Origin of the sequence: Thiohalomonas denitrificans, assembly GCF_900102855.1 — a bacterium.
In the GTDB taxonomy this organism is placed as follows: Bacteria; Pseudomonadota; Gammaproteobacteria; order Thiohalomonadales; family Thiohalomonadaceae; genus Thiohalomonas; species Thiohalomonas denitrificans.
Genome location: NZ_FMWD01000009.1, coordinates 1 through 23,725, shown reverse-complemented (window position 1 = coordinate 23,725; position 23,725 = coordinate 1). Strand labels below are relative to the sequence as shown.

23 protein-coding genes and 2 tRNA genes are annotated in these 23,725 nt (G+C 61.0%); 13 read left to right on the top strand and 12 right to left on the bottom strand.

Going from position 1 to position 23,725, the window contains the following annotated elements:
* The first annotated feature begins 249 nt into the window (after window positions 1-249).
* The 4 genes from hemW to BLP65_RS13510 are packed head-to-tail and all read left to right on the top strand — an operon-like array spanning window position 250 to window position 2,065.
* Window positions 250-1,410 carry a radical SAM family heme chaperone HemW gene (gene hemW / locus BLP65_RS13525; RefSeq protein WP_092998286.1) on the top strand — a complete coding sequence of 387 codons (1,161 nt, stop codon included), beginning with the start codon at window positions 250-252 and terminating at the stop codon, window positions 1,408-1,410.
* 7 nt (window positions 1,411-1,417) lie between these two features.
* Complete coding sequence (locus tag BLP65_RS13520) at window positions 1,418-1,603, top strand: CPXCG motif-containing cysteine-rich protein (protein ID WP_092998284.1); 186 nt, start codon at window positions 1,418-1,420, stop codon at window positions 1,601-1,603.
* Window positions 1,596-1,859: a Rho-binding antiterminator gene (locus BLP65_RS13515; RefSeq protein ID WP_092998282.1), complete on the top strand. Its 264-nt coding sequence runs from the start codon at window positions 1,596-1,598 to the stop codon at window positions 1,857-1,859. The genes BLP65_RS13520 and BLP65_RS13515 overlap by 8 nt, the downstream gene beginning before the upstream one ends.
* Complete coding sequence (locus tag BLP65_RS13510) at window positions 1,856-2,065, top strand: hypothetical protein (RefSeq protein ID WP_092998280.1); 210 nt, start codon at window positions 1,856-1,858, stop codon at window positions 2,063-2,065. The genes BLP65_RS13515 and BLP65_RS13510 overlap by 4 nt, the downstream gene beginning before the upstream one ends.
* A gap of 153 nt (window positions 2,066-2,218) precedes the next feature.
* On the opposite strand, the gene BLP65_RS13505 is transcribed toward BLP65_RS13510, so the two are convergent.
* Genes BLP65_RS13505 through gspI form a run of 6 tightly spaced genes read right to left on the bottom strand, consistent with a single transcriptional unit; the run spans window position 2,219 to window position 6,548 of the window.
* Window positions 2,219-2,980, bottom strand: a complete 762-nt coding sequence (locus BLP65_RS13505; protein ID WP_092998278.1) for a type II secretion system protein N — start codon at window positions 2,978-2,980, stop codon at window positions 2,219-2,221.
* A complete protein-coding gene (gene gspM / locus BLP65_RS13500; RefSeq protein ID WP_092998276.1) occupies window positions 2,977-3,459 on the bottom strand; it encodes a type II secretion system protein GspM in 483 nt (160 codons plus the stop codon). Before gspM ends, BLP65_RS13505 begins: the two co-directional genes overlap by 4 nt.
* Entirely contained in the window at window positions 3,456-4,664 is a 1,209-nt protein-coding gene (gspL, locus tag BLP65_RS13495; protein WP_175452584.1) for a type II secretion system protein GspL, read from the bottom strand. The genes gspM and gspL overlap by 4 nt, the downstream gene beginning before the upstream one ends.
* On the bottom strand, window positions 4,664-5,575 hold the full coding sequence (gspK, locus tag BLP65_RS13490; RefSeq protein WP_092998272.1) for a type II secretion system minor pseudopilin GspK: 912 nt from the start codon (window positions 5,573-5,575) through the stop codon (window positions 4,664-4,666). The genes gspL and gspK overlap by 1 nt, the downstream gene beginning before the upstream one ends.
* Window positions 5,572-6,171: a type II secretion system minor pseudopilin GspJ gene (gspJ, locus tag BLP65_RS13485; protein WP_092998270.1), complete on the bottom strand. Its 600-nt coding sequence runs from the start codon at window positions 6,169-6,171 to the stop codon at window positions 5,572-5,574. Before gspJ ends, gspK begins: the two co-directional genes overlap by 4 nt.
* Window positions 6,168-6,548 carry a type II secretion system minor pseudopilin GspI gene (gene gspI, locus BLP65_RS13480; protein WP_245688338.1) on the bottom strand — a complete coding sequence of 127 codons (381 nt, stop codon included), beginning with the start codon at window positions 6,546-6,548 and terminating at the stop codon, window positions 6,168-6,170. The genes gspJ and gspI overlap by 4 nt, the downstream gene beginning before the upstream one ends.
* Before the next feature lie 184 nt (window positions 6,549-6,732).
* Here gspI and rrtA point away from each other — a divergent pair, with 184 nt between their 5' ends.
* A complete protein-coding gene (rrtA, locus tag BLP65_RS13475; protein ID WP_175452583.1) occupies window positions 6,733-7,308 on the top strand; it encodes a rhombosortase in 576 nt (191 codons plus the stop codon).
* Window positions 7,309-7,350: 42 nt separating this feature from the next.
* Here rrtA and lplT read toward each other — a convergent pair whose 3' ends face one another.
* From lplT to BLP65_RS13460, 3 genes are all read right to left on the bottom strand, one after another.
* On the bottom strand, window positions 7,351-8,556 hold the full coding sequence (lplT, locus tag BLP65_RS13470; protein ID WP_092998264.1) for a lysophospholipid transporter LplT: 1,206 nt from the start codon (window positions 8,554-8,556) through the stop codon (window positions 7,351-7,353).
* On the bottom strand, window positions 8,553-10,742 hold the full coding sequence (locus BLP65_RS13465) for an AMP-binding protein (RefSeq protein ID WP_092998262.1): 2,190 nt from the start codon (window positions 10,740-10,742) through the stop codon (window positions 8,553-8,555). The genes lplT and BLP65_RS13465 overlap by 4 nt, the downstream gene beginning before the upstream one ends.
* 328 nt (window positions 10,743-11,070) lie before the next feature.
* Window positions 11,071-11,679, bottom strand: coding sequence for a TetR/AcrR family transcriptional regulator (locus BLP65_RS13460; protein ID WP_092998260.1), 609 nt, complete (start codon window positions 11,677-11,679; stop codon window positions 11,071-11,073).
* Between the two features lie 154 nt (window positions 11,680-11,833).
* Between BLP65_RS13460 and BLP65_RS13455 the strand changes: the two genes are divergently transcribed.
* Entirely contained in the window at window positions 11,834-13,885 is a 2,052-nt protein-coding gene (locus BLP65_RS13455) for a VIT and vWA domain-containing protein (RefSeq protein WP_092998258.1), read from the top strand.
* Window positions 13,886-14,171: 286 nt separating this feature from the next.
* Here the strand turns inward: BLP65_RS13455 and trmB are convergent, their stop codons facing one another.
* From trmB to thiS, 3 genes are all read right to left on the bottom strand, one after another.
* Complete coding sequence (gene trmB / locus BLP65_RS13450; protein ID WP_092998256.1) at window positions 14,172-14,864, bottom strand: tRNA (guanosine(46)-N7)-methyltransferase TrmB; 693 nt, start codon at window positions 14,862-14,864, stop codon at window positions 14,172-14,174.
* 104 nt (window positions 14,865-14,968) lie between these two features.
* Complete coding sequence (locus BLP65_RS13445; protein WP_092998254.1) at window positions 14,969-15,760, bottom strand: thiazole synthase; 792 nt, start codon at window positions 15,758-15,760, stop codon at window positions 14,969-14,971.
* A 60-nt stretch (window positions 15,761-15,820) separates the two neighbouring features.
* A complete protein-coding gene (gene thiS, locus BLP65_RS13440) occupies window positions 15,821-16,021 on the bottom strand; it encodes a sulfur carrier protein ThiS (protein WP_092998252.1) in 201 nt (66 codons plus the stop codon).
* Between the two features lie 352 nt (window positions 16,022-16,373).
* On the opposite strand from thiS, the gene BLP65_RS13435 reads away from it, so the two are divergent.
* From BLP65_RS13435 to BLP65_RS13405, 7 genes are all read left to right on the top strand, one after another.
* A tRNA-Gly gene (locus tag BLP65_RS13435) sits at window positions 16,374-16,447 on the top strand.
* A gap of 380 nt (window positions 16,448-16,827) precedes the next feature.
* Window positions 16,828-19,161 (top strand): AsmA family protein, encoded by a 2,334-nt coding sequence (locus BLP65_RS13430; protein ID WP_092998250.1) that lies wholly within the window; start codon window positions 16,828-16,830, stop codon window positions 19,159-19,161.
* An 11-nt stretch (window positions 19,162-19,172) separates the two neighbouring features.
* Entirely contained in the window at window positions 19,173-20,225 is a 1,053-nt protein-coding gene (mutY, locus tag BLP65_RS13425; RefSeq protein ID WP_092998248.1) for an A/G-specific adenine glycosylase, read from the top strand.
* A gap of 417 nt (window positions 20,226-20,642) precedes the next feature.
* A complete protein-coding gene (locus BLP65_RS13420) occupies window positions 20,643-20,915 on the top strand; it encodes an oxidative damage protection protein (RefSeq protein ID WP_092998246.1) in 273 nt (90 codons plus the stop codon).
* A gap of 45 nt (window positions 20,916-20,960) precedes the next feature.
* Window positions 20,961-21,036 (top strand) — tRNA-Phe (locus BLP65_RS13415).
* A 529-nt stretch (window positions 21,037-21,565) separates the two neighbouring features.
* Window positions 21,566-22,207: a hypothetical protein gene (locus tag BLP65_RS13410; RefSeq protein ID WP_092998244.1), complete on the top strand. Its 642-nt coding sequence runs from the start codon at window positions 21,566-21,568 to the stop codon at window positions 22,205-22,207.
* Window positions 22,204-23,373 (top strand): helix-turn-helix domain-containing protein, encoded by a 1,170-nt coding sequence (locus BLP65_RS13405; protein ID WP_092998242.1) that lies wholly within the window; start codon window positions 22,204-22,206, stop codon window positions 23,371-23,373. The genes BLP65_RS13410 and BLP65_RS13405 overlap by 4 nt, the downstream gene beginning before the upstream one ends.
* Window positions 23,374-23,725: the final 352 nt, after the last annotated feature.

Below are 23,725 nucleotides of genomic sequence, written 5' to 3'. Positions count from 1 at the left end.
GGCTGGACTAAGCCTCCAGACATCTCGGTAGTTAAAACTGTTATGCGCATTTGTAGGTCGGGTTTTAGCCCGTCGAAACCCGAACGACGGCCGGAAGGCCGACCGGCAGCCACGCGTCATGTAGGTCGGCCTTCAGTCCGACAAGTCTATGTGTCCTCTGTGGTTAACCAAAGGATTTCCGGGTCGGTGGAACGCACAGGCGTGCTCTTTGCCTAATGGAGTGTACTGCACCTTGGCCGTAACAAAACCATGCTGAATTTCACCTCCGTACCGCCGCTTTCGCTCTATATCCACTTTCCGTGGTGTGTGCGCAAGTGCCCCTATTGTGACTTCAACTCCCACGCGGTGCGGGACGGTATCCCCGAGGCGGCATTTATCGATGCACTGCTGACCGATGTCGACGGCGAACTGCCGAGCGTCTGGGGTCGGCCGCTGACCAGCATCTTCATCGGTGGCGGCACGCCCAGCCTGCTGAGTCCCGAGGCACTGGATCGGCTGCTGTCGGGTCTGCGGGCCCGGTTCGGTTTCGAGCCGGACCTGGAGGTCACCCTGGAGGCCAATCCGGGCACGCTGGAGCAGGGCCGGTTTACGGAATATCGCGCGGCCGGGATCACCCGTCTCTCCATCGGCGTGCAGAGCTTTAACAACGCCCGGCTGGAGGCGATCGGCCGAATCCACACGGGTGCGGAGGCCGCACTCGCTGCCGAGGCGGCCCATCGTTCGGGGCTGGACAACTTCAATCTCGACCTGATGTACGGGCTGCCCGGACAGAGTCCGGAGGCGGCCCTCTCCGACCTGGAACAGGCGATTGCGCTGGAACCGGCCCACCTCTCCTATTACCAGCTCACTCTGGAGCCGAATACCGCGTTTTATCAGGCGCCACCGCCGCTGCCCGATGACGAATCGCTATGGGCGATGCATCGGCAGGGCCACGAGCGTCTCACCGCGGCGGGCTATGGCCCCTACGAAGTCTCGGCCTTCGCCCGCCCCGGGCGGCAGTGTATTCATAACCTCAATTACTGGATGTTCGGGGACTATCTCGGGATAGGCCCCGGCGCCCACGGCAAACGCACCGACCCGGCAGTGTGGCGCATCGTGCGCAGCCACAAGATGCGCCATCCGGAAACCTGGCTGGCGCGGGCCTCCTCCGGAGAGGTGATGGCTGAACAGCATCGGGTGGGCCGTTTCGAGCTGCCTCTGGAGTTCATGATGAATGCGCTGCGACTGTTTGATGGCTTCGAGCCGCAACTTTTCGAGCAGCGTACCGGTCTGCCCCTGTACGCTGTCGAAAAACCGCTCAGGGCTGCCGAAGAGCGGGGACTGATTCAGTGGGACATCGATCGTATCTCTCCCACGGAGCGGGGAAGAAACTACCTGAACGAGCTGCTGGAGGGATTCCTGCCCGATTGAGGTGAGCATGCAACAGTACACTAAAGCGCAATGCCCCTACTGCGGAGAACCGCTGGAACTGGTGATTGACCCATCGGTGGCCGAACAGGATTATATCGAAGACTGCGAGGTCTGCTGCCGGCCCCTGCGTGTCCTGGTGTCCGGGGCGGGTGGTCAATCCCTACGTGTCGAGGTGCGGCGCGAAGATGAGTGATGACTACCGCCCGATCGATTGTGAAGTTTACTCCGGTTATGAGCTGGCGATCATGCATCGGCAGAGGCTTCGGATGCACTGGCGCGATATCGATGGCAACTGTTGCATCGGCACCCTGCGGCCTCTCGACCTGAAAACCGAAGCGAGCAAGGAGGAGTTCCTGTTCGTGGAGGACCTCGATGGCCGGCACTTTCGCATCCGGCTGGACCGGATTGTCTCTGCCGAGGCGGTCATCCTGCAAAAGGATGTCCGGTGACCATCGCCACCTTTTTTTCGCTGTTGATCAACGTTGCGGTGGGAATCTATTTCGCCCGTTATTATCCGCGTCAGGTCGAACGGCAGTTCCGGGGCAGGCGGGTGCCACCCTTTTTCGCGGCATTGGCCGCGATCCTCAGGCCCATCGGCTATCTGTTGATTATCGCTTCGGCCGGTTATGCTGTTTACATCGGCATAACCGGCTGAGATTCCTGGGCGATTTTCCCAATGTGCATAGCACCGGACGTGGTAAGTCACGGCGTGCCTAACGCACCCTATGAGGACGGCGATACCTCACCGGGTAGGAGGCGCGCCCTCGCGGCGACTTTCGTCAGGCAGAGCGCCTGACCCACCCTACACTCAGATCCGGCCCTGGTGGACCACGTTATAGAAACCCTCGGGATTACGGCGGCCGAGCATGGCGAGATTTTCCTCGAGGGCGGAACTGGCGCCGGGGCGGGTACCGAGGTTTGCGTTCAATCGGTAGGTGCCGTTCGGCTCGAGCTTGAGTGTCCCCTCCAGTCGCAGTGGACCGCCTCCGTCTTGAATTTCGGCGTCGACGCCTCCGCCTTCACGCGGTTTCAGTACCACGCGGAGATCGCCCAGGGAGGCGTCCAGTGGGGCGATGAAAGCGGCATCAGTCCAGATGGCGGTCCCCTCGGCGGAGACCGGGCGACCCTCTTCCAGCCTCAGTTCCTGCAGGTCAAGGGTGATGTTCCCCCCCAGGCTGAGAGGAATGGGTATGAAGCCGGCAAATTCATCCGCCGGTGAATCGGCCTGAACATTTTTCAATAGCGCCCGGCCATCCGGGGTAGCACTGGCGTAGCCCTGTAGCCGGGCACCCTGCCAGTTCATGTTCCAGTCGCCGCCGATACGCCCCGTCAGCAGCGAGAGCGGATTGAGGTCCCAACGGATCTGCTGGAGTCCGAATCCGTTAACACTGAGGGCGTCCATGCGGCCGGACCAGATGCTGCCGGCCACTCCGCTAGCGGCGATCGACACACCCTGGGATTTCAGCTGCGGGACTGCGAACCCGAGCGCTTTTTGCGCCGGCAGCATCATCACGGCAAACAGCAGATAGGCGACCAATCCGAGGGCCAGATAACCGACGGTGCGTTTCATGTCCTCTCCTCCAGGACGAGTCGTGCATCGACCAGGCCCGCCGACTCTCCGGGATCCACGACCAGTGACGAGATGGAGACTCCGTGCTGCTCCATCAGCGTCCCGAGCCAGCGCATCACGTCATCGAAGGGGGCGTTTTCCAGCCAGACGCGTACCGAACGCTGGCCATCCGGCTGAATCCGCTTGAGTGCCCCGGAGAAGCCATGGCTGCGAGCGGTACGGTCGGTCGTCGCCAGCAGTGAACTGGTCTTCGTCACCGGCCGGGAAGCGCTACCGCGCAACTCCTTGATCTCCGCCGCGGCCTGGCGCATCCAGGCGAGGGTAGCGCGCTGCTCGGCCACATCTTTCTCGAGTTGTGCGATATGCGTGCGGTACGGTTCCCAGACCATTACGTAGAGGAGCAGCAGGGCGAGAGCGATCGCTCCGGCGAGCAGTGTGCGACGCTCCCTGGGTTGCAGGTTTTGCATAAACTGTTTCATGCCGTGCCCCCCCGGATGGTCAGCCGACTCTCCACCCGGTTATTCCGGGCAGTGGCACTGGCGATGTCGACCTCGAGCCCGCCGGTGGCTACGAGCTGCTCCTTGAGGGCGTCGAGGCTCTGGAGATTGCCAAGGGTCAGATCGATTTCCAGTTGCCCGTCGCGATAGCGCAGCCCCTGCAATTGCAGGCCCTCGGTCTGGTCGAGGACCGGGCCGACGGCCGCCAGCAGCCCGGTGAACGGGTCGTAGCCGCCACCGCGCTGCAGGGCTTCAAGGTGCTGCTGCATCTGCTGGCGTGGTGCGACCACCCGGCGCGCATCCGGGAAGGTATCCCGATAGAGGGCCTCTATCCGGGTCTCTAGCCGGGCGTCATCCTGGCTCAGCTGCCACCAATGCTGGATCGAGAGAACCCCCTGGATCGTCAAAATGATTGCCGCCAGGATCGCGGCGTGGCGCCACGGCCGCCAGCGGCGACCGAGCTCTTCGCGGTGCCCGTAATCCCCCTGGAGGAGGTTAACCGGATGGGTTTCGCGGACCCCGCGTGCCAGTACCGCGAGCGGATCCGTGCACTGCTCCGTGTCGAAATGGATGTCATCGACCAGCGCCGGGGTGCCGACTTCACCCTTGCGACAGTCAAACAACCGGATGCCATCGGGGCGCTCTGCGGCACCCTCGAGGGCCATGGCGAGCATCTCCTCGACAGAATCGATATCGAGACCGAGCCCTTCGTTGGTTCCGGTTCGCAGCAGGCCTTCATCAGGCCCCAGAAGCAGCGACCAGTTTCCGGGTTCAAATGGCAGTGTCACGCTCTCGGGGTGCAGCGCATGGGGCCGCAGGCCCGCATCGTGCAGTTGGCGCAGCCACTCGTCCATACGCTCCTTCGCGACGACAGCCGCATGCGCCGTACCATCGCTTTCGATGTGGCCGACGGCGAAATGCAGGGATTCGACATCGCCGGCCATGCGATCTTCCAGGGCGAAGGGCAGGGCCTGAATGACTCGTTGGCGTTTGCGGGTGGGGACCTTGGTAGAGGTGAGCAGGCAATCGGTGCCGGGTACCAGCACGATGACACGGGCGCCCTGGGCACGGCCGGCGATATCGCCCAGCGGAGATCGGCCCTGCTCGCTTCCGCCTTCGCCTTCAGCCCGCCACGCCACTGCCTCGTCCGGACGGCCAACAAGGCGGATGTAAATGGTTTCCTTCATCAAAAAGCCCCTTGTGCGCGGCGCAAGATGCGACTCGCGCCATCTTCGCCACGCCATAGTGTACTATGCATGCGCAGTCGGATTCGTCCCACCTCGACATCACCATGGATGCCAAACCAATTACTGGAGACCGCAATCTCCGTCACTTCGCGGCCGGCAACCATCTCCTGCTCGAAGAAGGCGCTTTCCGATTTGAACCCTTCATCGCCCCTCGCCTCCACCAGTGCCTCGGCATCGGCCTCGGTGAGTTCATCCGCCAGGCTCATCAGCACCGGTAGCGAAGCGGTATTGACGTTGATCGCCGTGCGTCCCGGCAGTGCCGTCACATAGGGGGCCAGCACCTGCCAAGTCTCGGCATCGACGCCGGCCACCAGGCGCAGTTCGCTGGCATCGACCATCAGCCCGTTGGCGGTGCGGTAGGCGGGGTTTTGCGCCAGATAGGTGCCGTCCTCGGCACCTGACGGGACCATGGGCTCGACGTCGGCGTCCAGCCAGTCGATGACCGGCTCGACCAGTTCCTCATCGAGAGAAAGAGCCGCCAACAGCCGCCGGAAGGTGTGCAGGTCGGGCTCACTGACGCGACCCTCCTTCACCAGGTTATTGATGTTGAAGCGGCCCTGGAGATCTTCCAGGAAGCCGCCGACCTGACCACCCTCTACCTCTATGGGTGGCAAGATCGTGGTCCAATCCTCGTTGAGGTGATCGATGTCGCTGTCTTCCTGATCCTGGCGCAGGATCTGTGTGGCCCAGTCCTCGATACCGAGTAGATAGAGATACGCCTGCTCGCCTTCCAGCAGGTTGCCGGTGCGGCGGATATCCACCTGCTGCCGGGCCACCATCGATACGGCGGCGGTGGTCGCCAGGGCGACCACCAGCAGTGCCGTTACCAGGGCGACGCCGCGCTGCTTCATACCCCGCCTCCCGGAACCATCCAGAGACGCTCCACGGCTCCCCAGTCCTCCAGTTCCAGTGAAACCGAGATCGCCAGGGGCAGGGTTGGAGTATTCTCCTCCGGTGGAGGCCAGCTATCAGACCACTCCCGATCGGCATCGAGGAAGCGGATCGTGAGCTCCCGTACTCCTCTGAGCATCGGCACCGAATAAGGTTCGCTGTCATGGGCGCGGTCGAGTACCCGCCAGGCGGATCGGTACAGGCGCTCCTCCCTGAACTCCCATCCCACCCGTTGCAGGGTGCTGCGCTGCGCGCCGGTGGGATTGGCCCAGCCGCTTCGGGTCAGCTCCAGGGCGGGGTGCCCCTCGCCCCCGCTGAGGGCGGGGCGGGTGTCTCCGAGTTCATCGCGGATCGGGCGGTCAACAGTCTGGATCACATCGCGGCCCAGAAACAGCATGGTGCGCTCCAGCTCGGCAAGCCTTTCCGCGTGCCGGGCGGTCTGCTCCCTTGCATCCAGCACCGTCCGCAGTCCGCTGAATGCCATAGCGGCGACGAGGCCGAAGATTCCCAGCGCCACCAGCAACTCCAGCAGAGTGAAGCCGCGCTGCCGCCTCATCGTTGAGGCTCCGGCAGGAATCCGATCCGTCGTACCAGTGGGTTTTCGCGCTGCTCAAGGGGAAATATGGAAACCTCGATCCGGCGAATGGCCTTGTCGGAGGTCGCGGAAATTTCGGCCTCCCAGTGCCACTCCCGGTTGCCCATTTCCGAGTCACCACGGCGTCGGCCGGTAGCGGGCCACTGCTCCTCCAGCCGCAGTTCCGAGATCCGGTTCATCGCGACCCAGTGGGCGAAGGTCTTGTCTCGCAGGTAGGCCGCGTTGTTTGCATTGTCTCCGCCGACTTTGATCAGTGTGCCGAGCGCCAGCGCCAGGACGGCAAGCGCCACCAGCACTTCAAGCAGGGTAAAGCCGGTTTGTCTTTGAGGTTTGGCCATTGAAGCTAAGAGGTGCATCCCTATTGCCGTCCCGGCGATTGGATGGTTTTTTGCCCCGAATGTTTCATAAGTTCACGACCAAAGTGCAACAGTGTGACGCCGGTTACCAATCGCATGCAGGAGGGGGAAGCATGCGGGTTCCTGATTTCGGGAGCAAGTTCGGGCCATAATAACGGAAATGCCCTTGACCTCACACAAACCGGGGTGGTTCGGCTGGCTGCTGCCCGCCGTACCGCTGCTGCTCTTTCTGCTTCCGCAACTGACCGGCAGTGATCTCTGGCTTTACCGGCGCGAAGCAGTACTGGAAGGCGAGTGGTGGCGGCTGCTGAGTGCCCATTTCGCCCATTTGGGTTGGCCACACCTGCTGTTGAACAGTGTGGGAGTGGTGATCGCCTGGCGTCTCTTCGAACCCTGGTGGCGGCCCGCAATCTGGTTCACGGCCCTGCTGTGGTGCTCTTTCGCCACCGGATTGGCCCTGCTTTGGCTCAGTCCGGACCTGGCCTGGTATGGCGGCTTTTCCGGGGTTCTGCACGGGCTGTTTGTGTTTGGCGCCGCTATGGCGCTGATTGAGGATCACGACGGACTGGCCGGCTTTGTGCTGCTGCTGTTGGCGGCCAAGGTGCTCTGGGAGCAGTGGTTCGGAGGCGCCGACGCCCTCACTGCCCAGTTGATCGGGGCCGCCGTGGTCGTGGATGCACACTTCTATGGAGCCCTGGCCGGACTCCTGCCTGTGCCTTTCATGCACCGGCGAGCTACATGAATCACTGCAAGACACCGGGAATGCTGAACAATCCCACACCAACTACTCCGTTTTTTGTGCCAACGGCTCTTCAATTGCCGACACGGGCCGTGGTTCGGGATCGCTTGGCAGCCTGACCGAGATGGCCAGGGTGGCGATCATTATCAGGGCACCGAGCCCGGCCATCATGATCACGGGGTCCAAGTCGAAGATGAGCAGACCGGTGTAAACGGCCGTCGCCACCAGCATTGCCAGATTCTCGAAAAAGTTCTGGATTGCCACGGCACCGCCGGCACCCACGGTGTGGTGGCCGATCTCCTGTAGCGCGGCGTTGACTGGCACCACGAAGATACCGCCCATGACGCCGCAGAAGACCAGGGCCGCCTTGGCCAGCATCGGGTCTGATGTCACCGCCAGTGCCATTGCGCCGGCACCCATCAGATAGCCTGCGAAGCGGGCGCGGCGAACAAAATCCAGGGGAATCAACTTGTGGGCCAGCAGTGAGCCTGCGGCGATACCCAGGGCGATGTAGACCGCCAGGTTGGCGATGTCGCCGGTGGCCGTCATCATAAGAACCGCCGGGGCCCAAACCGTGAGCATTACCCGTAGCACCACCGAGGCGCCCCAAAAAACCGAAGCGCCCAGCATTGCGAATCGGGCGCGGCTACCGTGCATGAACTGACGCAGGGTGCGGCCGAAGTGGGCTACGGCCGAACCGGTGACCTCCCGGTGTGGGGCAATGCGCGGAATAAAGCGGGTGGCTATCAGTGAGGCGATATAGCAGCAGGTCACCATCCCAAGGGCCGCCGGGATGCTGATGTCCGCGAGGTGCCCTCCGATCACGGCGCCAAGGATAATCGCGACAATGGTCGAGCCTTCGACCCACCCGTTTGCCTTGACCAGATGGTCGTGATGGACCAGTTCGGGGAGGATGCCGTATTTGCCGGGGCTATAGATAGCTGCCCCGATACCGACCACGGCATAGCTGAGCAGTGGTTCGATGCCGGCCAGCATCATCAGAGCGCCGATCGCCTTCAGCACGTTACCCACCATCAGCACCTCAGCCTTTGGCCGCTTGTCCGCCAGGCGCCCCACCCAGGGGGCGAGCAGTACGAAGGCGACCAGGAATGAGGCTTGCAGTGCGGGTTTGTACCACTCGCCCACCTCCGCGGCCTGAATCACCGTGGCGATTGCAATGAAGAGAATCGCGTTATCGGCGAATGCGGTCAGGAACTGCGCGATGAGCAGTGAAAAAACGGCGCGGGTCATGACAAAACCTCCACCGTGGCGGGGCTCTCGGCCAGGGCGGCTTCGGCCGCGGCCTTGATGGCCGGATAGTCCAGTTTGCCGGTACCCAGCAGCGGAAGGTGCTTTATCGGCAGCACCTTTTTCGGCACCGTGATTTCGGCGATGCCCTGGGACCTGGCGTGGCGCTGCAACGGAGCGCGTTCCGCTTCCGGGTGTTCCGTGAGCAGCACCAGCTGTTCACCTTTCAGTGGATCAGGCAGGGCGACCACTGCGTGCGCTGCATCGGGCCAGACCGTAGCGACCATCTCCTCGGTGGCCGTAAGCGAAACCATTTCACCGCCCACCTTGGCAAAACGTTTGGCGCGTCCAAGGATGGTGACGAATCCTTCCTCATCGATGCTGACGATGTCGCCGGTGTCGTACCAGCCCGCACCAACCGCCCCGGCGGGGGGCACCAGCTTTCCGGGAGCTTCGTGGAGCAGGTAACCCAGCATGATGTTTGGCCCGGCGACATACAGTCGCCCGCCCTCTTCGACTCCGGGTACCGGTTCCAGTCGGTAGTCGACGCCGGGTAGGAAACGACCGACGCTCCCGGGGCGGTTCTCCATGGGGGTGTTGGCCGCCAGTACCGGGCTGGTCTCGGTGGCGCCGTAACCCTCGAAGATGCGTACGCCAAATTTTTCCGACCAGACCCGCCGCGTCTCCTTGGCCAGTTTCTCGGCGCCTGCGAAGACATAGCGCACGGAATAGAAGTCGTAGGGGTGAGCAAAGCGCGCATAGCCGGCCAGGAAGGTATTGGTACCGAACATCACCGTGGCATTCACGTCGTAGGCGATCTCCGGAACGATTCGGTAGTGCAGCGGCGATGGATAGAAGAAGATCTTCATTCCTGAAAACAGTGGCAACAGCGTGCCTGCGGTCAGCCCGAAGGAGTGGAACAGCGGCAGGGCGTTGAGGATGATGTCCTGGGCGCTGAAGTCCACTCGAGCGGCCAACTGGTCACGGTTGGCGAGCAGATTGGCGTGGGAGAGGACAACGCCCTTGGGTGTCCCCTCGGAACCGGAGGTGAAGAGGATTACGGCGGGGGCGTTCGGATCCCGTGAAGTATGCCGCCGGTGAAGCACGTCGGCAAAGAAGGCCCCGACCCATCCGGACAGCTTCTCAAAGGCAGAGATTTGCGCGGCAAAATCTTCCAGATAGACGATCTGTGCATGCTCACCCAGCATGGCTGCGACTTCGCCGAGCCGGGCCGCTTCGATAAAGCGCCGCGAGGTCACCACGGTACGTATACGGGCAGTCTCGCAGGCCGCGATCATTCCCTTGGCACCTGCGGTGTAGTTGAGCATGGCAGGAACGCGGCCGTAAGCCTGAAGTCCCATGAACGTGACCACGGTGGTGTTGCTGCTCGGCAGCAGCAGGCCTATGTGTTCGCCGGGCTCGCTATCGGCTTTCAGGCGTCGGCCGAGAGTCAGGGCGCCGGCAATCAGGCGGTGGTAGCTGAGCGGCCGGCGCTGGATGTCTTCCACGATGTGGTGGCGACCACCGTGGACACGGCGGGCATCCAGCAGTGACTGAAACAGGGTACGGTCGTGGTCCGAAGTCGCAAAAACCATCTCGGTCATGATGTCGGACAGAGCCTTCCCGGCAGCCTTGCGGCGATCGCGTCCGCGTACCGTTTGGGGTGGATCGATACGGCGAGGTTCGAGAATCGTGAGGGTCACCTTCGGGAACCAGCGCAGCCGCACACGCCCCTTGAGGCGTGAAAACGGCGTGAACTGCGCGCCTTCGATGCGCACCGGAACAACCGGGGCATCCGCCCTGTCGGCCACCATGCCGGGGCCGGTGTAGACCTTCATGAGCGAGCCGGTCACGGTGATGCGCCCCTCGGGGAAGATGACGGCACGCCGGTCGCCTTTGAGATAGCGCACCAGTGATTTCACCGAGAGTGGATTGGTCGGGTCCATCGGGAAAATGCGGGTCAGGGCAAAAAAGGGCTTGAACCAGCGGTTGTTGGCGATATGCGTGTTCACCCCAAAGGTGAGCTCACCCGGCAGGAATGCGGTCAATAACACCGCATCCAGGAACGAGGTGTGATTGGCGATGATCAGGGCCCGTGGACCGGCCCGCTCCAGGTTCTCCAGGCCACGGACCTCCACTTTGTAAAGGGTGGTGAGGACAACTCGCAACAGTTTCTTGAACCATTCCATATCTGTTCTCCTTCAGTATTTCCGGCCGCCAGGCGTTCACCTGCCGATCTTTTCTCTTCGTCTCGATGGTCTAGCAGCCTGTCGGACTTAGGATGCTCCTACTCGACAACATGCTCCTGCGTTGTCTAATGCCTACATCCCTGTAGGCATGCGCCGGTGGGAGAGCGGCCCAAATTTCCCCGATTTCTCGTTGCGTAGAGCAACTCGGCTTTGGCTCCTGCGTCGCACTAACGACTGCGTCCATGTAGTCGTATGCGCCTCGAAATCGTGAAAATTTGGTCTCACTCTCCCACCTTGCTCGCTACGGGCACCTAAGTCCGACAGGCTGCTAGCTTTTCCGCGCGCTGAAACCGGCGAGGAAATTGTCAAGCAGCATTTCCGCCATCTCCTCGACACTCTGGCCGCCGGCGAGATCCAGCCGCTGGCGGATTTTCAGAATGCAGATGCCGTGTACCGACGCCCACAAAACGCGGGCAGCCTGGCGGATGGTCGTTTCGTTGTGGTGGTCGGCGAGTGGCGACAAGGCACGTTCGACCAGGCCGAAAACACGTGTGAGGCGGTCGGTATACCAGGCCGGTAGTTGATCGGCATCCGCCACGACGTCTTCAAAAAGGACATTCCAGAGCGGGGTGTTGGCGGTGGCAAAATCGATGTAAGCGTGTGCCAGGGTGACCAGTCGTTCGCGCGGCGTTCCCTGTTCGGACTGCCGGGCCTCCAGATAGGCGTAGAGGTGGTCCAGGATTCTCGCGTTAAGGTGCAGTATCAGTTCATCGAGGTTCTTGAACACCAGATAGAGGGTGCCGGGTGTATAGCCGATTGCCGTGGCGATCTTGCGTGCCGAGAGGCCCGTCAATCCCTGTTTGGACACCAGCTCCTCGGCTGCATTGAGCGTCATTTCACGGATCTCTTCCCGGCTGTGGTCGCTGCGTCGTGCCATTTCGTTCCTCGGCAGTTAGTTATTGAACGTTGTATAGTTTCATGCTACAAAGAAATTGAACACTGTTCAAGAACTTTTTGGATGCAGTGTTCCGGGGGCCTTGTCCCCTTTTCTCAACCTGAAATTGAACATTGTTCAATATAGGAGCGATAGGATGAAAACCGGAAATTCGATATTGGCCCAGGGGCTATTTGCCCTCCTGATGATGCTGGCCGCCGGACTGGCCCAGGCCGCTGGTCTTCTCACTGCCGTCGATGGTTCGCTACCGTCTCTGGAGGTTCGCGACCATCGGGTGACGGTCACCATCGAGGAGGGTTACGCCATCACCGAGGTGGAGCAGATCTTTGCAAATCCTCACGATCGGGATCTGGAGGCGATCTACTCCTTTCCCGTTCCCGACCGCGCCTCTGTGGCAGAGTTTACGATGTGGATTGATGGCCAGCCCGTGGTGGGAGAAGTCCTGGAAAAGGAGCAAGCGCGCCGCGCCTACGAGGAGGAAAAGGCGGCAGGACGCGAGGCGGGTCTGACCGAGAAAGACGCCTACAGGACCTTCGAGGTGAGCGTCTCGCCGGTGCGGGCGAAACAGCAGACGCGCATCCGTCTGGTCTACTTTCAGCCCGCCATGGTCGACACCGGCGTCGGGCGCTATGTCTACCCGCTGGAAGAGGGCGGCGTCGATGAAGAGAAGCTGGCCTTCTGGACCGCTAACAGTAATGTGAGTCATCACTTCAGCTTCGATCTGAAGCTGCGCTCCGGCTATCCGGTCGATGCCGTTCGCTTGCCCAACCATCCGGGGGCACAGGTCACCCGTAACGGTTCCGGTGAATGGACAGTGCATCTGGAAAGGGGCGCGGGACAGATCGCCGCAGAGAAGGAAGGAAACGCCAAGGCCTTTGATCCCGACACAGGGAACGGTGCGGTCTTTTCCCTGGACCAGGATCTGGTGGTCTACTGGCGACATCAGCCCGGACTGCCCGGTTCCGTTGATCTGGTGGCGTTCAAGCCGGAGGCAGACAAACGCGGAACCTTCATGCTCACCGTTACTCCGGGGGGTGATCTGGGTCCGATCAGCCAAGGCACCGACTGGACCTTCGTACTCGACGTCTCCGGCTCGATGCAGGGGAAATTCGCCACCCTGGCGGACGGGGTCAGCCAGGCCATCGGCAAAATGCGCCCGACGGATCGCTTCCGCCTCATCCTTTTCAATGACCGCGCCCGAGAGCTGACGCCGGGGTTCGTCAACGCGACTCCCGAAGCGGTGAGACTCTGGGTCGACGAAATGGACAAGGTGCAGCCCGGCAGCGGTACCAATCTCTACGCCGGTATCGCCGAGGCGCTGGCCGACATGGATGCCGACCGAACCCACGCCATAGTCCTGGTGACCGACGGGGTCGCCAATGTGGGACATACCGCCCAGCGTGACTTTATCGATTTGCTCACCAAAAAGGACGTCCGGCTGTTCACCTTCATCATGGGCAACAGCGCCAACCGTCCGCTGTTGGAGGCCCTTACCAAACACTCCGGAGGATTCGCCATCAATGTCTCCAATTCGGACGACATTGTCGGTCACGTGCTCAACGCTGTTTCAAAGGTGACGCACAAGGCCCTGCACGGGGTGGAGGTGAGTATCAAGGGCGTAAAGACGGCGGACCTCGCTCCCACGGAGATCGGCAGCCTCTATCGGGGCCAGCAGCTGGTGCTGTTCGGCCACTACTTCGGCGATGGTGAAGCCGAGGTGACGCTCAAGGGTCGCATCTCGGGCCGGGAGACGGTTTATTCGACCCGTTTCGACTTTCCCGCGGTTGCCAGGGCCAATCCCGAGATCGAGCGGCTGTGGGCCTACGCCGCAATCGACGAGATGCAGCAGCGTATGGCGGACTTCGGTGCACAGGCGGACCTCGAACAGGCGATCGTCGACCTGGGTATCGAGTTCGGGCTGGTGACCGATTACACATCCATGGTGGTGATGCGCAATGAGCAGTTCGAGCAGCGAGGTATTGAGCACAAAAATCGTGATCGACGCCATCTGGAACGTGCGGCGGCAGAGCAGCGCGGGCAGGCACCAGTGCCTTCCCGCCGTGTCGATCAGGAGCAGCCGATGTTCAGCGGCAGCCGGCCTGGTCTCGGTGGTGGCGGTGGTTCATTCGACCTATGGATGTTGCTGTTGACTCCGGTCCTGCTTGCCGCTCGTCTGCGGCGGAGGTAAATCGCGCCGACGCTTTGGAGGCGGGAGCCTGCTCCCGCCTCTGTTTCGATGCGGAATGCTCCGGATGGAAGAGGGATTAGGAGCCTGTCCGAGAATAGACTGACCTGCTGCGGCCAAGCCTGATTGGCCAGATTTCCCGCTCATTCTCGTTAAATAGAACCACTTGGCTTTGGCTCCTGCGTCGCTCTAACGACTGCGTCCATGCAGTCGTATTCGCCTCAAATGACCGAAAAATTTGACTCAATCAGTCTTGCCCTCGTGACGGTCGCTATTCTCGGACAGGCTCCTAGTCGATCTTTTCGAAGACCAGGTCCCAGACCCCGTGGCCGAGCCGCTCGCCGCGGCGCTCGAATTTGGTCTTCGGTCGATAGTCGGGGCAGGGAACGAAATCACTGCTGGGGGAGGTGTTGGTGAAGCCCTCGGCGGCACTCATCACCTCCAGCATCTGCTCGGCGTAGTTCTCCCAATCGGTGGCCATATGGAAGAAGCCGCCCGGCTCCAGTTTGCGTCGGACCAGCTGGACGAAGGCCGGCTGGAGGATGCGGCGTTTGTGGTGGCGTTTTTTGTGCCAGGGATCCGGAAAGAACAGCAGCAGGCCGTGCAGCGAAGTGTCCGGGATCTGCCGCTCCAGGATCTCCACGGCATCCTCGCTCATCACCCGCACGTTTGCGATGTGCTCCGTCTCCAGCTGCTGCAGCAGCCGTCCGACCCCCGGCCGGTGGACCTCGATGCCCAGATAATCGTTTTCGGGATGGGAGGCGGCCATGGCCGCCAGACTTTCGCCGTTACCGAAACCAATCTCGACGATGCGCGGCGCGCGGTGCCCGAATACGGCGTCGAAATCAATCGGTGACCCGTCGGCTTCGATGCCGTACTGCGGCCAGAGCGTGTCGAAGGCACGCTGCTGCCCGGGCGTGAAACGTCCCTCGCGGCGCACGAACGAACGGATACGGCGGTGGTGTGGTTCTTTTTCGGTCACGGCGGGATCTTTTAACCACAGAGCACACCGAGCACACGGAGGTCACAGAGACGTTTTTTAATCCTCTGTGTTCTCGGTGTGCTCGGTGGCTAAGCTTTTAGCCCTTAGAAAAAGGTGCCTTCCAGCGGACTGGAGGCGCTGGCGTAGCGCTTGCGCGGCACGCGCCCGGCCCGGTAGGCCTCGCGTCCGGCCTCGATCGCCTTTTTCATGGCCGAAGCCATCAGCACCGGATCTTTCGCTGCCGCGATGGCGGTGTTCATCAGTACGCCGTCACAACCCATCTCCATCGCGATGGCGGCATCGGAGGCGGTGCCCACACCGGCATCCACCAGGATGGGAACATTGGCGTTTTCGACGATCTCGATGATGTTGTAGCGGTTCTGGATGCCCAGTCCGGAGCCGATGGGGGCCGCCAGCGGCATGACCGCTACGCAGCCCATCTCTTCCAGACGTTTGGCGATGATCGGGTCATCGGAGGTGTAGACCATCACCTGGAAGCCGTCCTTGATCAGGGTTTCGGCTGCCTCGAGCGTGGCGGTCACGTCGGGATAGAGGGTCTTTTCATCCCCCAGCACTTCCAGCTTGACCAGGTTGTGCCCGTCCAGCAGCTCCCGCGCCAGTTTGCAGGTGCGTACCGCATCTTCCGCGGTGTAACAGCCGGCGGTATTGGGGAGGATGGTGTACCGGTCGGGCGGCAGCACCTCGAGAAGATTGGGCTCGTTCGGATTCTGGCCGATGTTGCTGCGGCGAATCGCGATGGTGACGATCTCCGCACCGGCCGCCTCGGTGGCCGCTCGGGTCTCTTCCAGATCCTTGTATTTGCCGGTACCCGTCAGCAAGCGGGACTGGTATTCGGTGCCGGCGATCACCAGCGGATCGTTCTGCATGTTGGGCATGGGGCTGCTTCCTGAATGCGGTGGGCGTGTGCCCGGAAAAGGCTGATTATAACGCGAGTCCTATCCGCCGCCGATGGCGTGGACCAATTCGACCCGATCTCCGTCGTCGAAGACGTGACGCTCATAGTCGCTTCGGGGAACGATTTCGCGATTGACCTCCATCGCGATCCGCCGCCCGGACAGGCCGAGCTCCTCCACCAACCGGGCAGCCGTGTAGCCTTCGGTGACCCGGCGGGATTCGCCGTTTACGATGATTTCCATGGCGGCAAAGCCTAGCGGCAGGCAGATCCGCCGTCAAACCCCTTTCGCAGGGCGACGGTAAAACCCGGAAACGAGGTACCCGCAGAGAGTCCGAACGGTGACTAACCCAGGTTATTCACCGCAAAGACGCAAAGGACGCAAAGCTTTGAACAAGGCATCTTGGCATTATCGCCGCGGTTCTGCCGCTTCCGTTGTTTTGGTTATGTATGCCGATAAGCAATTTGAACTCTTTGCGCTCTTGGCGTCTTTGCGGTGAATTCGTGAATTTTCAGGGCTAAATGCCCGGCCTGTCTCTCTTCTTGGAAGGCCCGGATCGAAGTGCTATTATCGGCGGGCCGATGGTCCGGCCAAGGCGGGTGTAGTTCAATGGTAGAACGGGAGCTTCCCAAGCTCTTAATGTGGGTTCGATTCCCATCACCCGCTCCATCCCTAATGCAGGTAAGAGGTGCGAGATACGAAGCCCCGAGGGCAGCTCGTCCCCCCTCTTTCCCCAGTCTCACCGAATCAATGCCCGGTAACATGCTCCATTCGGCCTACACCGCCGCATCAAAGTGTGCTCCTACCCCGGAGGCAACCGGTATACCTGCTGCATAATCTCCGTTGTGCGTTTACTATCTTTAGGAGCCTGTCCAAGAACAGTGAACGTTACTGCAAGACTGATTGGGAAAATGAGCGGGAACTCTGGACAAATCGGCTTGGCCGCATGACTTCAAGGATGGAGGAGTTAGAGCGAAGCAGGATGCCCGAGCCGAAGATCTTCTATTCTTGGACAGGCTCCTAGATGCCCTTAGAAGGACCCAAACTATATGCGACGCGTACTCAAATGGCTGGCCATTCTCGCCGGCGCACTTGTCCTGCTGCTGATCATCGCAATCATCGTTGTGCCTCTCTATTTCGACCCGAATGACTATCGGGATCAGATCGGCGATGTGGTCGAGCAGCAGACCGGGCGCGAACTGACCATCGGCGGCGATATCGAATTGTCGCTGTTCCCCTGGATTGGCGTCAAAATCCACGAGGTGAGTCTTGGCAATGCGGAGGGTTTCGGCCCCGATCCCTTCGCCACCGTTGAAAATGCCGAGGTCCGGGTCAAGCTGCTGCCGCTGCTCCGGCAGCAGGTGGAGATGGATACGGCCGTTCTGGACGGACTGCGGCTCAGCCTGGCCCGTGATGCGCAGGGCCGGACCAACTGGGATGACCTGATCGCCGAGGCCGCGGAACAGCCTGAAGAGGAACCCGCCGATCAGCGCGAGGGGCAGCCGCTGGCCGGACTCGCCATCGGCGGCCTTGCCGTGAGTGACGCTCGGGTTGTCTGGGACGATGCGATGACCGGTCGCCAGGTGGAGGTGGCCCCCTTCGATCTGGAGAGCGGCGCCATCGAGCTGGGTGAGCCCTTTCCCCTGGAGTTCCGTTTCACGGTTAAATCCAACCAGCCGCAGCTGAGCGGGGAGGTGGCATTCGAGTCACAACTGATGCTCAACCCCGATACCGGCCTGTATAGCGCGGACGATGCCCGGCTGGAAACCGACCTGCAAAGCCCGCTATTTCCGAACGACCGCTTGCAGGCCACGCTCGCCAGCACGCTGTCGGCCAATTTCAATGAACAGACTGCCCGGCTCGATAGCTTGCGCCTGAGCGCCTACGGTGCGGAGTTGAATGGTGAGGCAGAGGCATCGCGCATCCTCGAGCTGCCGGATGCCCGCGGCACCATCCGTGTCGCCACGGAGGATGCGGAGGCATTGGCGACGCTGCTGGCCGGTTTCGGGCTGGAGGCGAAGCCGGCGGCGCTGAAGGACGCCTCTATGGAGGGGCAGTTTGAAACCTCGCTCTCCGATGGCACGGCAAATCTCGATGCGCTGTCGATCAATGTCCTCGGGTTGTCGGCAAAACTGCAGGCCACGGCGAGCAACCTCCTCGATGAGCCCGGTGCGTCCGGCCAGCTGGAGATCGAGCCGTTCGTACCCTCCGAAGTGGTCGAGGGACTCGGCATCGAATTGCCGCAACCCTCCGACCCGAGCGTACTCAGCAAGGCCACGCTGACCACCCGCTTCGAGGCTGGTGCGGAGCGCATCTCGCTGGCCGATCTCAAGGCCCAGCTGGACGACACCAACCTCACCGGCTCGGCCTCTTTCGGTCAGCCAGCCGCGCCCGTGATTCGCTTCGACTTGCTTGTCGATGCCATTGATGTCGACCGCTATCTTCCCCCTCCCGAGGAGGAGGAAAGCCGTCAGCCGGCCACCCCGGGCGGTGCCGCTGCGGCCGGCGCCGCTCAGCTGCCGGTGGAGACCCTGCGTTCGATGGACATCGACGGCACGGTCCGGGTCGGCCAGCTTCAGGCCGCCAATCTTCGCTCCGACGACATTCGAGTGACCATGCGGGCCGAAAAAGGCCTGTTCCGCGCCCACCCCGCGAGCGCCAGGCTCTATGGCGGTACCTACCAGGGCAACGTGGTCTTCGACGTCCGCGAAGAGGTGCCGCGCCTCGGTATGGATGAGCGCCTGGATGGCGTCCAGGCGGGCCCGCTGCTGGAAGATATGATGGGTGAGGCCCATGTGACCGGCACTGCCTCGGTCAGCGCCAAGCTGAGTGCGCGCGGGCTGGAGCAGGAGAGTGTCCGTCGCACCCTCAACGGCAACGCCGCCTTCGAGTTCCGGGACGGTACGGTCAAGGGCATCAACATCGCCCATCTGATCCGCACGGCGCTGGCCAAATACCAGGGCAGACCGGCACCGGAAGAGGAGGCGCAGGAGACCGACTTCGCCCTGCTGCAGGGCACCTTCAACATCAAGGACGGACTGGTTAGCAATCAGGACCTGAACGCAAAATCGCCCCTGCTGCGGATCGATGGTCAGGGGACGGCGAATCTGGTCTCCGAAGAGCTCGATTACCGCGTACGTACCGCCATCGTCGGTTCGCTTGAGGGGCAGAAGGGGAAGGAACTCGAGGAGTTGAAAGGCGTGACCATACCGCTTCGGATCACCGGTACCTTCCAGGACCCGAAATTCCGCGTGGATGTGGAATCGGTATTGAAAGAACGGGTTGAAAAGGAGGTGGAAGAGCGGGTCGAAGAGGAGAAGGGCAAGCTGCGCGAGGAGCTCGAAGAGAAGCTCAAGGGTCGCCTGGAAGGGCTCTTCCGCTAGGAGCCTGTCAGATGGATTCGTTTGCGCGGCGACTGCTCGCCTGGTTTGACCAGTATGGACGAACGGACCTGCCCTGGCAGCGGGAGCGAACGCCCTACCGGGTCTGGGTGTCGGAGATCATGCTCCAGCAGACCCAGGTCGCAACGGTGATCCCCTACTTCGAGCGGTTTACCGAACGGTTCCCGACCCTGGCACAACTCGCCGAGGCCGAGCCGGACGAGGTGCTCGCCCTCTGGAGCGGTCTGGGCTACTACAGCCGTGCCCGCAACCTGCACGAGGCTGCGCGGCAGGTGGCTAGGGGGTGGCAGGGGGAGCTGCCGGGGCACATCGATGACCTGATGATGCTTCCCGGCATCGGGCGCTCCACGGCTGGCGCGATCCTCGCCCAGTCCCTGGGCCAGCGCCAGCCGATTCTGGACGGCAACGCCAAACGGGTGCTGGCGAGGTATCACGCGGTCGACGGCTGGCCAGGGCGCACAGCCGTTCAGCGCCAGCTCTGGGAGTGGGCGGAAACCCACACCCCCCATAGCCGGATCGCCGACTATACACAGGCCATCATGGATCTGGGGGCGACCCTCTGCACACGCGGACGGCCGGACTGCGAAGCCTGCCCGCTTGGCTCCGATTGCCAGGCCCGGCAGGCCGGAACCCAGGCCCGCTATCCCGCACCCAAGCCGCGCAAGACCCTGCCGCTTCGCGAAACAACGATGCTGATCGCGCAGGATGCAAACGGCCGTCTGCTGCTCTGGCGGCGACCGCCGACCGGGATCTGGGGCGGTCTCTGGAGTCTCCCGGAGCACGATCCCGACGAATCCCTGTTGGATTGGTGCCGCGAATCGCTCGGGCTCGAGGCTTCCGAGCCGACCGTCGGTCCGGAGATCACCCATACGTTCAGCCACTTTCGATTGACGATCAGCACGGTGCTCTGTCGCGCCAAAACCGCAACCGAAGTGAAGGACAGGGGTGATTTCAGTTGGGACCTGCCGGAGGAGCTGTTCCAGCGCGGGCTGCCAGCGCCGGTTCGCCGCCTCCTGGAGGCAGTGACTGAACCTGTTGACTCGTGACTTCCAATTTTGCGGTACGGGGCAGTGCAACTCCCCGATATCGATTACGCTATGATTAGATGCTTGTGCAAAGATTTGTACCCGCTTTATTCGATGTATGGCGTAACTGTTCGCCCGGTTGATTATGCGCGGCACAGGAGATTCGTCGTGCCCGCGCCGGCGAACCGTCACCCCCGCGCAGGCGGGCCGTCATCCCCGCGCAGGCGGGGATCCAGTTTGAGCCATGCCGCTGCTCTCTGGATCCCCGCCTCCGCAGAAATGACGGGGGAGTCAGCAGTTACTGTATGGCCGCTAATTGGACGAAAATCCGTATCGCCGTGGAATCCAGCGTTCAGGTCTGGTATAAAACCCTACTGTTTCAATCAACTTGGATCGGCCGACTGCCGGCCTTATCCCTATCGAAAAATGGAGTGAACGATGACTCGAATGGTGCACTGCGTAAAACTGGACAAAGAGGCTGAAGGGCTCGAGCGTCAGCCGTATCCGGGCGAACTGGGCAAACGCATCTATGAGAACGTCTCGAAAGAGGCGTGGCAGATGTGGCTTCAGCAGCAGACCATGTTGATCAACGAATACCGTCTCTCGCCGATGAATCCCAAGCACCGCGAAATGCTGGAAAAAGAGATGGAGCGCTTCTTCTTCGGCGAAGGCAGCAGCGCACCCGAAGGCTACACCGCGCCTGAAAAGTAACCGTCTTGACTTCGAGGCCGAGACCCGCTTAAATACCCGCCCTTCGGCCAGGTAGCTCAGTCGGTAGAGCAGGGGATTGAAAATCCCCGTGTCGGCGGTTCGATTCCGTCCCTGGCCACCATCTTTTTTCCTTGCTTTTCTGGGGCTTAGACCCGACTCACCCTGATGCGGCGAGCCCCTGAGCAAGGGACCTCCGGTCCCTCTCCGGCACGACTGAAATTCTCCTGGCCCTACTTCGACTAACATACCCGACGACCAGCGCCCGACGAGTTCCGGTACCGCTCTGGTGCACTCACAGCGTCCCCACACCAAACATGGCTCCTCGGGAAACTCCCTTCCTTCGTGGTCCTCTAGGTGATCAAGCCCCGTGAGGGGGCCCGCGATCGCATCATCGAACAAGCCATTTTCAAGCACGAATAAGAGTGGGGCAATGTCCTCTATCTCGCCAGATGCCCTCACCTTTTAGTTGGGCATTGCGGCTTGGGGTTGCTGACTGACCAGTGGTAAGCCGCACAGGCGGAAAACGACCAAGAGCAGTCATCCATTGACATAAAAAGAAAAACCCACAGGAACCCCCGTGCGACCAATCCTTGATTGGGAAATATTTTTGATGTAAATTCGCGTTCGGGAAATTTGGACAGGGTCACGCCATGGGGCTGCAAGCAGAAGAAACTATCGTCGACAAGCTACTGACGCACCTTCCCCACGATCTATGCCACTCCATTGATGATGGCTTGATTGTGGCCGGTGAGCGCGCATACCGTGATAGCGCACACCGACACGAAGGCCATATTTCAAGCTTCCTTGGTCAAGCGAGGCACTTTCACTCTAACGAACAATTTGCGTTCGCACTTGACATGGCTGGGATAGAGCATAACCCTGTCCGGGGAAACGACATCATAATCGGGCAGCTGGGTCCACTTCTACTGGGCCGTTTTGCCACCAGTAGCAAGACCTGGAACAATGCCAAACGAAGCAAACGCCGGCTTGATTTAGCCAGCCACAATCAGTGGGTGGAACGCCTATTTCAGCCAGACATGTTCGGCATCCCGAGTACGGGCCCAACGATGGCGGTTTTCTTCGTGTCGGTATTCAGTGGCAGTGTTCGTGTGCAACCGGAACGCCCGCTATCCGTCGAAATCTCGGTAATGAATACGATGTTGTCTGAGCGCCTGTTCAGCGAACCGCTAACATCTTTCGTTACCCGCTATGCACAACCAGCGGAACAACGGGATATTGCGCAGGTTCGCCTCAAGCAGGCTGTCATGAAAGATGGGAAGTCATCGTCATGAAACGCGGCGTAATCGGCTTCCGACCTGAGCGCCTTTCGCAGGCGCTTGATGTCCGCGGCCTCTCACAAGTGCAGCTCGCGGCAATCGCTGGCGTTTCTGCCGGCTCAATTAGCAAGTGGAGAAGTGGTCAGCAGGAACCCACGACCGACGGACTCTCCAAGCTTGCACGAGCCGTAAACGTGCAGCCAGACTGGTTTTTGCGACCGCTCATTGAATCTGATGCAAGTGCGCGCTTGTTTCGAAGCAATGCATCGGCTTTGAAGTCGGCTCGATCACTTCTTTCAGCACGCCATACGTGGGCAAAGGAACTCGCGGCCCAACTTAGCGAATTTGTCGAATATCCTAACGTCGTTTTCCCACAGCGCGATTTTCGGACCCCTCTAGAGATAACCGATGAGGAAATCGAAGTTGCCTCATCGGAGTGCAGAAAGCTTTGGAAGTTAGGCCTAGGGCCTGTTCCGGATGTCGTCCTCGCCATAGAAAATGCCGGTGGAATTGTTGTCCGTGAACTCACTGGAGTTGCACGTATCGAAGGGCTTTCGAGCTGGTGCAGCCTAAACGAGAGACCATTCGTCTATCTAAATGCCGAAAAAGCCAACGGATTTCGCAGTCGGTTCGATGCCGCGCATGAGCTGGGACATATCGTACTTCACCGAAACATTTCCCCCCCAGTCGCCCAGGCAAATCACAAGGAAATGGAGCGACAGGCGCACTACTTTGCAGGCGCCTTTTTAATGCCCGCAGAGTCTTTCTCGGCGGAAATTCCGCCCATGCCGAGCTTGGACACGCTGCTGGCACTCAAGCCACGTTGGAAAGTTTCCGTCGCAGCCATGCAAATGCGACTTGGAGCTCTGAAATTGATAGATGAACGTGAGCAGCTCAACCTTTGGAAGCGTAAGTCGGCGCGGTTCGGCGGAAAATCCGAACCACTCGATGATCAACTTGTGCCTGAGCAACCGCGACTGTTACGACGAGCGATTGGGCTCATCATCGAATCCGGTATCGTGCCCCGAGAATCGCTGCCAGAACGCTTTGGTCTATCTGCGGGAGACGTAGAGAACCTGGCCGGATTGCCAGAAGGGTACTTTGAGCCGATGAATTCGCGCGTCATTGACCTGGATGTCGTGAGGCTACGCCGCTCATCCTCTTCGGGGAATATTGGTTAAGATGTGGGTGCCCGCGGGGTCAAGCCTTGCCTTTTGACTTTGCCACAGCACGAATGACCGCTTTGGGTTGACAGCGGACCGGGCCCGAAGCCGGCCACTAGCAGCCGCTCGAGAAAGCTTTGGTGAATGGCCGGAGTCGGCCGATTCTGTTGAAAAACTGGCGAGCTTGGCGCTGGATCATGGATGTGATCTAATCGGTGCTAGAACTCATTCTGGGATCGAAGCCGATGATGGGTCAGCTGCCAGGCTCGCAAAACGAACTGTTCTACGACTTCAACATTGAGCAGTTCATCCCCGAAAACCACCTCTTGCGCCAGATAGACCGATTTCTCGATCTCAGTGATCTGCGCGG